General features: G+C 66.4%; 14 protein-coding genes and 1 pseudogene. All 15 read right to left on the reverse strand.

The features are described 5' to 3' along the window. Nucleotide 1 precedes the first annotated feature (1 nt). The 15 genes and pseudogenes from ACX9OT_RS13660 to ACX9OT_RS13730 all read right to left on the reverse strand — a co-directional run bounded on the left by ACX9OT_RS13660 (nucleotide 2) and on the right by ACX9OT_RS13730 (nucleotide 11,876). Nucleotides 2–772, reverse strand: a complete 771-nt coding sequence (locus ACX9OT_RS13660) for a glycosyltransferase family 2 protein (RefSeq protein WP_134952149.1) — start codon at nucleotides 770–772, stop codon at nucleotides 2–4. After that, nucleotides 762–2,447 (reverse strand): ApeI family dehydratase, encoded by a 1,686-nt coding sequence (locus tag ACX9OT_RS13665; protein ID WP_277778830.1) that lies wholly within the window; start codon nucleotides 2,445–2,447, stop codon nucleotides 762–764. Before ACX9OT_RS13665 ends, ACX9OT_RS13660 begins: the two co-directional genes overlap by 11 nt. Further along, the gene (locus tag ACX9OT_RS13670) at nucleotides 2,440–2,991 is read right to left on the reverse strand and encodes a COG4648 family protein (RefSeq protein WP_012512473.1); all 552 of its coding nucleotides are present in this window, start codon (nucleotides 2,989–2,991) and stop codon (nucleotides 2,440–2,442) included. Before ACX9OT_RS13670 ends, ACX9OT_RS13665 begins: the two co-directional genes overlap by 8 nt. A 22-nt stretch (nucleotides 2,992–3,013) precedes the next feature. Beyond that, the gene (locus ACX9OT_RS13675; RefSeq protein ID WP_006402206.1) at nucleotides 3,014–3,271 is read right to left on the reverse strand and encodes an acyl carrier protein; all 258 of its coding nucleotides are present in this window, start codon (nucleotides 3,269–3,271) and stop codon (nucleotides 3,014–3,016) included. Between the two features lie 17 nt (nucleotides 3,272–3,288). Next, a complete protein-coding gene (locus tag ACX9OT_RS13680) occupies nucleotides 3,289–3,546 on the reverse strand; it encodes a phosphopantetheine-binding protein (RefSeq protein ID WP_005411610.1) in 258 nt (85 codons plus the stop codon). Continuing rightward, on the reverse strand, nucleotides 3,533–4,330 hold the full coding sequence (locus ACX9OT_RS13685) for a lysophospholipid acyltransferase family protein (protein WP_006402207.1): 798 nt from the start codon (nucleotides 4,328–4,330) through the stop codon (nucleotides 3,533–3,535). The genes ACX9OT_RS13680 and ACX9OT_RS13685 overlap by 14 nt, the downstream gene beginning before the upstream one ends. Next, nucleotides 4,323–5,066 (reverse strand): beta-ketoacyl synthase chain length factor, encoded by a 744-nt coding sequence (locus ACX9OT_RS13690; protein ID WP_049424210.1) that lies wholly within the window; start codon nucleotides 5,064–5,066, stop codon nucleotides 4,323–4,325. The genes ACX9OT_RS13685 and ACX9OT_RS13690 overlap by 8 nt, the downstream gene beginning before the upstream one ends. Before the next feature lie 217 nt (nucleotides 5,067–5,283). After that, complete coding sequence (gene cydB / locus ACX9OT_RS13695; protein WP_010482330.1) at nucleotides 5,284–6,297, reverse strand: cytochrome d ubiquinol oxidase subunit II; 1,014 nt, start codon at nucleotides 6,295–6,297, stop codon at nucleotides 5,284–5,286. Nucleotide 6,298: 1 nt separating this feature from the next. Continuing rightward, nucleotides 6,299–7,696 (reverse strand): cytochrome ubiquinol oxidase subunit I, encoded by a 1,398-nt coding sequence (locus tag ACX9OT_RS13700; RefSeq protein WP_277778829.1) that lies wholly within the window; start codon nucleotides 7,694–7,696, stop codon nucleotides 6,299–6,301. Between the two features lie 128 nt (nucleotides 7,697–7,824). Further along, nucleotides 7,825–9,012, reverse strand: coding sequence for an ABC transporter permease (locus tag ACX9OT_RS13705; RefSeq protein ID WP_459002525.1), 1,188 nt, complete (start codon nucleotides 9,010–9,012; stop codon nucleotides 7,825–7,827). 13 nt (nucleotides 9,013–9,025) lie between these two features. Next, entirely contained in the window at nucleotides 9,026–9,586 is a 561-nt protein-coding gene (locus tag ACX9OT_RS13710; RefSeq protein ID WP_459002527.1) for an ABC transporter permease, read from the reverse strand. Nucleotides 9,587–9,734: 148 nt separating this feature from the next. Further along, nucleotides 9,735–10,325, reverse strand: a pseudogene (locus ACX9OT_RS13715) (ABC transporter permease); the annotation flags it as partial. Nucleotides 10,326–10,643: 318 nt separating this feature from the next. After that, nucleotides 10,644–10,859 (reverse strand): hypothetical protein, encoded by a 216-nt coding sequence (locus ACX9OT_RS13720; RefSeq protein WP_012512479.1) that lies wholly within the window; start codon nucleotides 10,857–10,859, stop codon nucleotides 10,644–10,646. Continuing rightward, nucleotides 10,856–11,509, reverse strand: coding sequence for an RNA polymerase sigma factor (locus ACX9OT_RS13725; RefSeq protein ID WP_049462284.1), 654 nt, complete (start codon nucleotides 11,507–11,509; stop codon nucleotides 10,856–10,858). The genes ACX9OT_RS13720 and ACX9OT_RS13725 overlap by 4 nt, the downstream gene beginning before the upstream one ends. A gap of 37 nt (nucleotides 11,510–11,546) precedes the next feature. Further along, nucleotides 11,547–11,876 carry a hypothetical protein gene (locus ACX9OT_RS13730; RefSeq protein WP_005414880.1) on the reverse strand — a complete coding sequence of 110 codons (330 nt, stop codon included), beginning with the start codon at nucleotides 11,874–11,876 and terminating at the stop codon, nucleotides 11,547–11,549. Nucleotides 11,877–11,972 lie beyond the last annotated feature (96 nt).

An 11,972-nucleotide genomic window follows, 5' to 3' on the forward strand; every position in this document is an offset into this window, starting at 1 on the left:
CTCAGCGCTGCCCCCGCAGGCGGCGCCACAGCAGGCGCGGTGCGCGCCAGAGCATGCCGAAGAACAAGCGGGTGTGCATGCGGCTGATGCGCACGTTGTCGCGCCACACATCGAAGTGCGAGACGCCATCGGATGGATAGGTCACGTGCGTGGCCAGGTGCTCGACCGGCAGGTGCCGCCAGTACAGGCGCACCATCACTTCGGTATCGAAATCCATGCGCCGGCCGATGGTTTCTTCGCCGACCAGGCGCAGCACTGGCGGCAGTGGATACACGCGGAAGCCGCACATGGTGTCGCGCAGGTGCAGCGACAGTGTGTTGATCCAGACCCAGATGTGGGTCGCGTAGCGGCCATACAGGCGCGCCTTGGGAACGCTGGCGTCGTAGGCCGGAATGCCGCAGATCACCGCCTCGGGATGGGCGCTCGCCGCTTCGATGAAGCGTGGCAGATCACGGGTATCGTGCTGGCCGTCGGCATCGATCTGCAGCACGTGGCTGTAGCCACGCGCGCCGGCTTCGGCGAAACCGGCCAGCATCGCCCCGCCCTTGCCCTGGTTGACGTCCAGGCGCAGCAGGTCGACGCCCTGGCGCTGTGCCAGCGAACGCAATGCTGCCGCGCACGCCTCATGCGAGCCATCGTCGACCAGCAGGCACGGCAGGCCGGCGGCCTGCACGCCGTCGACCACCGCCGCGATGGCGTGCTCGTGGTCGTAGACGGGAATCACCACCAGTGGCGCGAACGCGGCACCGGCAACGGCCGGATCAGTCCGCATCGGCGAAGACCACTTTGCCGCTGGCATGCACGCCGTGGCTGGAGGTGTAACGGAAGGCCAGCACGTTGCGTGCGGCATCCCAGTCCAGCTGCAGGGTCAGCTCATCGCCCGGGCGGGCCACGTGCTGGAACTTCACCGCATCCATGCGCAGGAACACTGCCGGCATGGCGAACACCTGGCGGCCAAACCGCACCGCCCAGTCCAGCTGCGCCACGCCGGGCAGGATCGCCGCCTGCGGGAAGTGGCCCTGGAACGGCCGCAGCGCCGGGTCCAGGGTCATCCGCAGCGTGGCGCTGGCCGCATCGCGGTGATCCCAGACCGGCACCGGCATCAGCGGCTGGAACAGCGCTGCCAGTGCCGCCTGGGTGACTTTGCCCTGTGCGTTGATCGGCAGCGCCGGCACCAGCCGCCAGCGGCGCGGCCGGGTGACCGCGTCATGAGCCTGTGCCAGGCGTGTGCCAAGACGCTGGCCCAGCGCGCGGCGCGCGGCCTCACCGCCCTCCAGCAGCGTCGGGTCGGCCGGTACCACCACCGCGGCCAGCTGCTCGCGCTGCCCGGGCAGCACCAGCACGCGCACGTCATCCACTTCGGCGTCTTCGCGCAACGCACGTTCCAGTGCATCCAGCGAAACGCGGCGCTCTTCAATCTTGACGATGCGGTCGGCGCGGCCCAGCAGGCGGAAGCGGCCATCGGCCAACGCTTCAACGCGGTCCTGGGTACGCCACCAATCCGGGGTTTCCAGATGTGCGGAGGCCACCGCCAGGCAGCCCTCCTCGATGCGCCACTGCACGCCGGGCAGCGGCTGCCACGGCGGCAGGTCGGTGTCCCAGCGGCGCCAGGCGATGCCGCCGGTCTCGCTGCTGCCATAGACCTCGGTCGGTGCCACGCCGAGCCACTGCCGCACCTGGCGTGCGGCTTCTTCCGGCAGCGGGCCGCCAGAGGAGAATACCGCGCGCAGGCGGCCATGCAGGCTGGCCCAGTCGAGCTGCCCGGGCAGGCGCTTGAGGTGGGCCGGGGTCGCGACCAGCACCGTATCGGTACCGGCCAGCGCACCCACCAGATCTTCGTGGAAGAACCGGCGTGGATGGATCAGGCGGCCGGCAGCCAGCGGCCACAGCACGCGGAACAGCAGGCCATAGATGTGCTGGTGCGACACCGTGCCATGCACCTGCACGCCTTCCAGCTGCGTGCCGAACGCAGCCTGCAGTGCGTCCACCTCGCGCGTCAGCTGGTCCATGCGCTTGTTGATCGCACTGGGCTGTCCGGTGCTGCCGGAGGTGAACACGCACAGCTCGCAGGCGCGCTCGTCCAGCGCCTGAAGACCCTCGTCCGGTGCGGCGTCCAGCGCCGCCAGCGGACGATAATCGGCGGACACGTCGCCTGCGAAACCACTCACCTGCGGCTGCAGCGCCTGCAGCGTGGCCGGCAGATTGTCGGCAGCCAGGAACACCCGCTTGCCGGCATGCCAGGCACCGAACAACGCAGCGGCAAAGGCCACCGCATCATCGAAATACAGGGCCCAGTCACGGCCTTCGGCCGCCGCAAACGCGGCGCGCCAGGCCAGTACGCGCTGGCGGAAGCGGGCGTGGTCGATCACCTCGCCATCGCAGACGCCAACGCTTCGATGCCGCCGCGCCTCCAGCAGCAGCCGGTCCAGGGCAATCCACTCAGCCATGCGCGTGCGCCGCCTTCACCCGCCGCCGCACCAGCCACTCACCTGCGAACAACACGCCCATCATCACGTACGCCAACAATCCGTTGTAGAGCATCCAGACCCGGTCCGACGCGTACAGCGCGGTCAGCAGGGCCAGGCTGCCGTTGAGAACGAAGAAGCCGCACCACACCTGGGTGACGCGGCGGGTATAGGCCACCGCGAACGGGGGCAGGTCCGGTTCCTGCAGCCGTGCCAGGCGTTCCACCAGCGGCGGGCCGAAACGCAGGCTGGTGCCGAATACCGCCAGCATCACTGCGTTGACCAGCGCCGGGTACAGCTTCAGCGGCAGGGCCTGGTTGAGCACAGTGGCCAGCACCGCCAGCAGGCCGGTGCCGGCGGCCGCGGCCCACCACAGCGGCTGACGCGTACTCAGCGCGCGCAGCAGGGCCAGGGTGAACAGCAGCAGCGACAACCAGCGTGGCTCGAAGCGGCCCATCGCCAGGTACACCAGCACCGGGTAGGCCAGCGAGATCGCAGCCACCACGACCGTGCGTGCGCGTGCCATGGTGGAGCCGCCGGCGCTGCGGTCAGGCGGCTGCCTGGTCCGGCAGCAGCCTGTGCACCACATCGACGATGTCCTGCACGGTACGCACGGCCTTGAACGCTTCCGGCTGCAGGTTGCGGCCGAGCAGCGGCTTCAGCTGAACGATCAGGTCGACCGCGTCGATGCTGTCGATGTCCAGGTCGTCGTACAGGCGGGCCTCGGGGGTGATCCGGGCGGTTTCGATCTCGAAGCTGTCGGTCAGGATGCTGACGATGCGTTCGAACAGTTCATTCTTGGTCATGGCAGGTCCTGGCACCGTTACGACTGGCGGGCGGCAACAAACTCGCCGAGCGCGCGCACGCTGGAGAAATGGCGACGGGTTTCTTCCGAATCGGCCGAGAGGCTCACACCGTACTTCTTCTGCAGCGCCAGGCCCAGCTCCAGCGCGTCGATCGAATCCAGGCCGAGGCCCTCGACGAACAGTGGGGCGGTCGGATCGATGTCCTCCGGCGTGATGTCCTCCAGCGAAAGGGAGGAAATGATCAATTCCTTGATCTCGTGCTCAAGTGCTTGCACGGTTCGGATCTCCAGACAGGTCGAAATAACGAGAAAGGTGCTCGGTGACGCGACGGGCTGCCAAGGCATCCCCCCTTGGCGAGTCGTCTTCGGCCAGAAATGGCGCGATCGGGATATCTTCGCCGATCTGCAGCCGAACGTGAAAGCGACGTGAGGGGACACGATACCACTTCTGCCCCTTGGTCAGCGTTGGCGGGCTGCAGGTGATCCGCACCGGGGTGACGTCCAGGCGGCCCCGTACGGCGATGTTGGCGGCCCCACGCTGCAGCCGCGGCGGCTGCCCGGGCACGCTGCGGGTGCCCTCCGGGAAGATCACCAGGGTGCCGCCGGCATGCACCGCGGCCACGCAGTCATCGACCAGGCCGGCGCCATCGTCATTGGAGATGTAGCCGGCGGCCCGTACCGGACCGCGCATGAACGGGTTGCAGGCCACGGCCCGCTTGACCACGCAGTCGGCGTTGGGCAGCAGCGAGATCAGGCAGACCACGTCGATCAGGGTCGGGTGATTGGCCAGTACCAGCAGGCCGTCGCGCTGCAGGCGTTCGCCGCCCTCGATCTCGTAGGTCATCACCCCCAGCCCGCGCATCAGCCGCAGATGGCTGGCGAAGGCGGCCTGGACCACGCGCCGGGCCCGGCGGCGGCGGACCACCGGGTCGCGCATCAGCAACAGCACCGGCATCACCAGCACGCCCAGCAGCAGGCCGCCCAGGCCAAATGCGACAAAGCTCAGGCCGGTGCCAAACACCCGCCAGGCATGGTCGAGGCGGCGCAGCAGCTCAGCCACGGCGGCTCCAGCGCCAGCGCTGGCCGTGGGCCACGTGTTCCAGCGCCGGCGCGCCGGACAACAGGAACCGGTGCAGGTCCAGCGCATGCGGCAGCAGGCCGGGCGCAGTGCTGGCCTGGGCGTCGGCCGGCTGCCACTGCAGCGACAGCGTCGGTCGGCCCTCTGCCGGGGCGGTCAGGCGCCAGCACCAGGCAAAGAACGGGTCGGGTTCGTCGGCGAACGTCGCGTAAATTTCCGGAAGTGGCGACTCATAGACCACCACCCGCACCTCGCGGGCACCGTCGGCCAGCAGGCCGACGGCCTCCAGGCAGGCCGTCTCCACCGTGGCCTGGCCCGCCGCCAGCGCCAGGTAGTTGCCGCGGTGGCCGCGGGCGATGGAATACAGCGCGGCAATCGCGTTGTGCACGGACAGGCCGAATCCGGTCGGCGACAACGGCTGGTCGCCGACCAGCGCGCCCAGCAGGTCCATCGAACGGGCCACGTCGCCGTGGCGGCTGGCGAACACCAGCGGCACGTCACTGTCGGCGCCCTGCCCGTCCTCGCACCAGCACGCGGCCTGGATCGCCATCCGGCCCAGCCGCTCGATGCGGCGGCGCTGCATCGCCGGCACTTCGGCCAGCGCCGGCGTGTCCGCGCCATGCGGCAGGTACGGCGCATCGGCCCAGCCCAGCCACTGGCTACGCTCACTCAGGCCGGGCGCCCAGGCGGCCCAGTCGACGATGGAGAATTCGATCATTTAGCGATGGTGCTTCAACGGGAGAACGATAGGCACGAGCCATTACGGCGACGCGCGGCGGCCCCCCGTTCCTGCAGCCGTGCGTCCGTCCAGGACGTCGCCGGCTGCCCCCCTGGCCGCCGGAAAGGAGCGCACGCTAGCACGTCCCGCGCAGGGTGTGCAGGTTTCACATTTCCCAACACGGGGCCCAGCACCGGCAGGCCCCGTCTTCAATCGATCAGTGGTAACCGGTGTCGGCGTGCACCTTGCCGCGGAATACCCGGTAGGACCACGCCGTATAGCCGAGGATGACCGGCAGCAATATGACCAGCCCGACCAGCGTGAAGCCCAGCGACGACGCCGGCGCGGCGGCCTGCCACAGGGTCATCGACGGTGGCAGCAGATAAGGCCACATGCCCAGCACCAGGCCGAGGAAGCCGAGCACGAACAGGGCCAGGCTGAGCAGGAACGGCGGCAGGTCACGGCGCGGGTGGGTGGCACTGCGCCACAGCGCGGCGGCTACCGCCAGGGTCAGCAGCGGCACCGGCGACAGCCACCAGAAGTTGCCGTCGCTGAACCAGCGATCCATCAACCGCGAATCGAGGAACGGCAGCCAACTGCTGACCAGGCCCATCGCCGCGATCACCGCCACCACCAGTGGCCGGGTCATCTGCCGCGCCAGCGCCTGCACGCGCCCCTCGGTCTTCAGGATCAGCCAAGTGCTGCCCAGCAGCGCATAGCCGGCCACCAGCGCGGCACCGGTCAGCATCGCGAACGGGCTGAACCAGGCAAACGGCCCGCCCTGATAGACACCGTCCACCAGCGGGATGCCCTGCACCAGGGTGCCGAGGATCACGCCCTGGGCAAACGTGGCCAGCAGCGAACCGAGGCCGAACGCCACGCTCCACAACCGGCGCGATCGATGCGCCTTGAAGCGGAACTCGAAGGCCACGCCGCGGAACACCAGCGCCACCACCAGCAGCAGCACCGGCAGGTACAGCGCCGACAGCAGCACCGCATAGGCCTTGGGGAAGGCCGCCAGCAGGCCAGCGCCACCGAGCACCAGCCAGGTCTCGTTGCCGTCCCAGATCGGCGCGGCGGTGTTCATCATCAGGTCCAGTTGTTCCTCGTCCTCGGCGAACGGGGCAAGGATGCCGATGCCGAGCACGAAGCCGTCCAGCACCACGTACATCAGCACGCCGAAGCCGATCACCGCGAACCACGCCACCGGCAGCCAGGTCATCAGGTCCATGTCAGCGCTCCTCCAGCGGTTCATCGGCGGCCGACAACGGACGTGCCGGGGTATGGCTGCCATGGTCCAGCGACGGCCCCTCGGCATACGGCTGCGGCCCGTGGCGCAGGATCTTCACCAGGTACCAGATGCCCCAGCCGAACACGAAGGCATAGCCAACCACATAGACACCCAGCGACAACGCCGTCATCCACGCACTCTGCGGGCCGACCGCATCAGCGGTGCGCAGCACGCCATACACCACCCACGGCTGGCGCCCCATCTCGGTGACGAACCAACCCGACAGCAGTGCGATGAAACCGCTGGGCAGCATCCAGTTCCAGCCGCGCAGCAGCCACGGCGAATCCAGCAGCCTCCTGCGCCACAGCTGGAAAGCCGACACCCAGGCCAGCAGCAGCATCAGCGTGCCCAGCCCAACCATGATGCGGAAGGCGAAGAACACCGGCGTCACCGGCGGCCGCTCGCTGGCCGGCACCGAGGTGAGCGGATCGAAGGTGCCGTCCAGGCTGTGGGTGAGGATCACGCTGCCCAGCTTCGGGATGGCGACTTCGAAGTCGTTGCGCTCTTCCTTCTCGTTCGGCAGCGCGAACACCACCAGCGGCACGCCCTCGCCTTCCTGGGTTTCATGCCAGTGCGCTTCCATCGCCGCGATCTTCATCGGCTGATGCTTGAGCGTGTTCAGGCCATGCATGTCGCCGACGAAGATCTGTACCGGCACGGTCAATGCCGCGAACGCCACCGCTGCGATCAGCATGCGTCGGCCCGCTTCCACGTGCGTTCCCTTGCGCAGGTACCACGCACCCACGCCACCGATCACGAAACAGGTGGTGATGAACGAGCCCAGCGCCATGTGGGCCAGGCGGTACGGGAACGAGGGGTTGAACACCACCTGCCACCAGTCCACCGGATGCACGATGCCGTTGACCATCTCGTAGCCGGCCGGCGTGTGCAGCCAGCTGTTGGACGACAGGATCCAGAACGTGGAGAACAGCGTGCCCAGCGCCACCATGCAGGTGGACAGGAAATGCAGGCGCGGCGAGACCCGGCCCCAGCCGAACATCATCACGCCAAGGAAGCTGGCCTCCAGGAAGAACGCGGTCAACACCTCGTAGGTCAGCAGCGGTCCGATGACCGTGCCGGCCACTTCGCTCAATCGTGGCCAGTTGGTTCCGAACTGGAAGGCCATGACGATGCCGCTGACCACGCCCATGCCGAACGACACCGCGAAGATCTTCTGCCAGAAGAAATACAGCTCGCGCCACACGGGCAACTTCGTGCGCAGCCAGCGCCATTCGATGAAGGCCAGCCAGCTGGCCGTGCCGATGGTGAAAGCGGGGAACAGCACGTGGAAACTGATGACGAATCCGAACTGGATCCGGGACAACAACAACGCGTCCAAGGGACGCCTCCTGCCTGTGACCGGTGGGATACCGGACCACTTTAGGGGGATTTCGTTAAGGTGGGATGCGACCGGGTGACGCGCTGCTTCACTTTGTCGCAGGGAAGCTGGATGACAGGATGAACGGGCTACAGGGGCTTCAGCAGGGTCAAGGGCGGCTCCTTGGCGATTCGCAGGGCCCGGGGTACCAGTGCAGTCAAGCAGGCCGCCATCACCAGCACGACAGCGCTCGATATCGATAACCACAGTGAACCTGTGATGCCATCCTGTGGCGGCCCTATCCACTGCAACGACAACGCGCCGAGCAGGGCGCCCAGTGTGGTGAACAGTGAAACTTCGAACATGATTTCGGCAAAGATCACTGAGCCGCGAGCACCGAGTGTCCGTCGAACCCCAATGGAGTGCCGGCGCCGATCAAGCCAGGCGCCTACGACTCCGGAAACCCCGGCCATCAGCACACCGAGAACGATGGCCGTCATGACCGCGAGCACGGTCGTAGCGAAGCGATCAGCTTTGACGTAGGCGTCGCGATATCCCGCCAGCGTCTCGACACCGGTCGAATTCACGATCCGATAGGGCCGCTGTAGCGCATCGACAGTGCGATCAAGCGATGAACGATCAACCTCCGACTTCCACTTCGCCAGATAATAGCGACTGGCGCCCGTGGGAAGGCCCGGAAGCAGCGCCCATTGCGAGTCCCGCTCATTGCCTCCTGGTGCCGGTCCAGCAACAGACGCAAATACGCCCACGATGACCCGGCTGCTGCCGGGGCCGAAATACAGGTGGCGGCCAACAGCACTCTCCGTTCCGAACAGACGGGCAGCCAGCGCTTCACTGATCAGCACTACCGGAGCACCTTCAGCCATGTCGTCCTCTGTGGCATCCCGTCCCAGGACGATTCCCGCGCCCAGCATCGCCAGCAAGCCAGAACTGGCAGTTGCCACGGGAATGCGATCACATCCAGCAACGTCTGTCGTACCCGCGTTCATCGAGTACGCCATGGCCGACTCGCTGGTGCACACGCCGTATCGATGGGCTCTTCCCCCGAACGGAACAGCGTCGCTCACAACCGTGTCCTGAACACCGGGCAGCCGGATCGCGGACAGGTCTGCCCGCAGCACTGCAGCATCAGCGCCTTCTTCGACATCCGAGACCCTGACCACACCAATCGATACTGCGTCCCGGATGCTGCGGGTGTTCAATCTGGCGAAGCTGTCCAGCACAGATTGCAGTGCGAACGCACATGCCAGGCTTGCAAGCGCAGCCTGCACTGCAAGCAGTGCGGCGCTTCCCAGATGTCGTCGAGTCTCCCTCATTGATTCGAACATTTCAGGCAGCCCCCTTCGCGAAGGCACTCGACAGTGAACTGACCCTGCAGATTTCAAACGATGGGACCAATGAACAGAGCAACGTCGTGACGACTCCCAGACCAGCCGCCATCAGCATTGCCCCGGCATGCATCGCTGTTATCGCGCTGGGCAGAACATCTCCCGCAGCAACCACCCGTATTCCCAGCGTATAGGTGACGACAGCGAGCGCACCGCTTGCGACGCCCGCCGCGATGGATTCCCACATGAGCTGGATGAACACGTCTCGGCGTCGTGCTCCCAGTGCACGTCGTATCGCGAGCTCCCGCCGACGGCGCCCCAGACTGAAGCTCAGCAGCGCAGCCGCGTTGACGATGCACACGCCGAGCAGGATCAGCGACAACCGAAGCTGCATCCTGGCCTGCTCCGGAACCAATCCCAGCCTGTCCAGCCAATCCATCAACGGCCAGAGTGCCACCTGCTGGGTGCCTGGCTCGATCCGAAGCCCCTTTTCCTGCGCATAGGCATTCAGATTCGCGCGGTAAGCGGCGACATCGTCTGCGGTGGGCAGCCACGCCCACAATTGAAGCCAGGGAAACGTTGGCCCCTGCAGGATCCGTGTCCTGGTCACCACCCCAGATCGCAGTCCCGTCCAAAACAGTCAGCTTGTCTGCGATTGCGGTTTCAAGCGGCAGGTAGATCTCGTCAGGCTCCACAAACGGCCTGCGTGTGAGGTCTCCCTGAAACATAGGCACCGGATGCCAATCCTCCGCGACACCCACTACGGTATAGGTGCGTCTGCCCAGGTCCAACTGATGACCAACACAGCCCTGTGCACACTCGCGCTCTGCGAGCACACGCGACAGAACCACGATTCGACTCGCAGCATGCCCCTCCTCGGCGGTCCATGCGCGCCCTTGAACAACGGCAATGCCGAGGACACTGAAGACTTCGGACGTGGCGAACCTGGCGCGCAATCTTACGCTGGGCTCTCCCGGCCGGGAGAGCGTCACCGCGCCCCCTGCCATTGCTGCCTGCTTCCACGTCCGGCCTTGGTTCAGAAGCACCTTCGCGTCTGGCCAGGTCAGTGACTGACCAGGATCCGGAGAGCCACTGCGCAGTGCATCTGGACGCGCGTCAAGGTAGGGGCGGAACAATGCCGAGCTCCGGCCTGGAGCGGGATCCGACGATGCCTGGAGAACAATGGAAAGCATCACGGTGGTGATCCCTACCCCCGCACCCAGCATGAGAGCGATTGCCAGATGAGTGCCGACTCGCTGCTTGAATCGGGCAAGCGAAAGCTGGACGTAGTAGAGCATCATCCAACTGCATCCGGCATTGGCTTACTCGCGCACCTGTCCATGTGATTCTCACTCCATGCCTGTGGAAGCTGATGGTTGAGAATCTCTGATTGTGAAACTACGCCTCAAGTGGAGACATGGGATTTGCAACTTTCCTCAGGAAACACACGCAGCTCGTAGGTCCTGGATAGAGCCATCGCCATCGACGACGAGACCGAGGTGACGGAATCTGACGCGGAAAACCAACTGTCGATTTGCAGATAACGCCCGATGCCTGGCCATCTGATCAGGTGTTGGAGGAAAAAGCGTCCAGAATCAGGTGCAGGCGTCAGCGTTCTTCTAGACCCAGAAATACCACACAGCCGCCGCCACCAACGCTCCCAACAACACCACCTGCACCACCACATAACCCACGCCACTGTCGCGCGATTCAGCGGCAATGCGCTTCTGCAGCGCCTCGCTCACATCCGGCGTTTCTTCCTGCTGCGTCTGCTCACGCAACGCCTGCGCCAGCGCGCGTTCTTCCGCATCGCGAGGGTCGGTCGATGGGCTCACAGCAGTTCTCCGGCGGCGGCATGCCGCGTCAGTTCCTGCTTCAGGACCTGGCGCGCGCGGTGCAGGTGGCTCTTGATGGTACCGCGTGCCAGCCCGGTCACCTGCTCGATCTCGACCAGGTCGAAGTCCTCCAGGTAGTGCAGGCCGACGATCAGGCGCTGCGGTGCACTCAGCCGCTCCAGCGCCACGCCAAGATGGCGCCCCGCCTGCAGCGCCTCGCTCAGTTCAGCCGGCCCCGGTCCTTCATCGCCGATTCCCAGTTCCTCCGGCACCTCCACCGCCACCATCCATTGCGCCTCCAGCCGCCGCCGGCGCAGGTGCTGCAGCGCGGTGGTGTAGGCCACCCGGGAAATCCAGGTGCGCAGCGAGGATTCAAAACGAAAGCGGTGCAGCTGGCGGAACACGGCCAGGAAGGTCTCCTGCAGCAGGTCGGCCACCTGATCGCGGTCGCCCACCATGCGCCCGATCACATGTGCGCAGGTGCGCTGATGTGTCTCGACCAGTTGCGAAAACGCCGCCTGCGAGCCATCGATGATGGCCCGCACCAGGGCCTGGTCCGCATCCAGCGGTGCGGCGGGTGCCGCCGTCGCCGCTGCATCGTGGCGGCGACGGCCCCGCAGTGCCGACAATGCTTCGCCGAGCAGGCTCATCTGCGGGGCGCCCCCTGTGCCCGTGACATGGGCCGGCTCAGCCCTTGCGTGCGGCGGGGCGGGTGAAGTGCCAGGCCAGCAGCTGGCCCAGGCCAGCACTGCCGACCAGCGCGGCGGCGGCACCGAAGGTCAGGTCACGGGCACCGATGGCTTCCAGCAGGGCCATGGCCAACGCCAGGCAGACCAGGCTGATGCCCCAGCGCAGCGCCCCCTGGCGGCGGCGTTCTTCTTCCAGCACGGCCAGCGAGCGGATCACTTCCTCCGGCACGTGCGGGGCCACCAGCTTGCTGCGGGCGCGGGCATCGGCAATGGCGTGGATCGCGTAGGCGATGCAGATGAAGAGAGTGATCGGGATCAGTTCCTGCATGGTCGGGCTCCTGTTCGGTGGATGATGCGGGTTCAGGAGAATGGATGCGCGAGGCCGGTTACCGGTTGCACCACTTTGCCAATCCCGCTGCCATGA

The sequence above is a fragment of the Stenotrophomonas genospecies 3 genome, assembly GCF_054473855.1.

Coding starts and splice junctions, on each gene's coding strand:
- ACX9OT_RS13725 (WP_049462284.1), bottom strand. CDS start 11,509: ATGAGCCTGCTCGGCGAAGCATTGTCGGCACTGCGGGGCCGTCGCCGC.
- ACX9OT_RS13675 (WP_006402206.1), bottom strand. CDS start 3,271: ATGACCAAGAATGAACTGTTCGAACGCATCGTCAGCATCCTGACCGAC.
- cydB (WP_010482330.1), bottom strand. CDS start 6,297: ATGGACCTGATGACCTGGCTGCCGGTGGCGTGGTTCGCGGTGATCGGC.
- ACX9OT_RS13670 (WP_012512473.1), bottom strand. CDS start 2,991: ATGGCACGCGCACGCACGGTCGTGGTGGCTGCGATCTCGCTGGCCTAC.
- ACX9OT_RS13665 (WP_277778830.1), bottom strand. CDS start 2,447: ATGGCTGAGTGGATTGCCCTGGACCGGCTGCTGCTGGAGGCGCGGCGG.
- ACX9OT_RS13730 (WP_005414880.1), bottom strand. CDS start 11,876: ATGCAGGAACTGATCCCGATCACTCTCTTCATCTGCATCGCCTACGCG.
- ACX9OT_RS13705 (WP_459002525.1), bottom strand. CDS start 9,012: ATGAGGGAGACTCGACGACATCTGGGAAGCGCCGCACTGCTTGCAGTG.
- ACX9OT_RS13660 (WP_134952149.1), bottom strand. CDS start 772: ATGCGGACTGATCCGGCCGTTGCCGGTGCCGCGTTCGCGCCACTGGTG.
- ACX9OT_RS13690 (WP_049424210.1), bottom strand. CDS start 5,066: ATGATCGAATTCTCCATCGTCGACTGGGCCGCCTGGGCGCCCGGCCTG.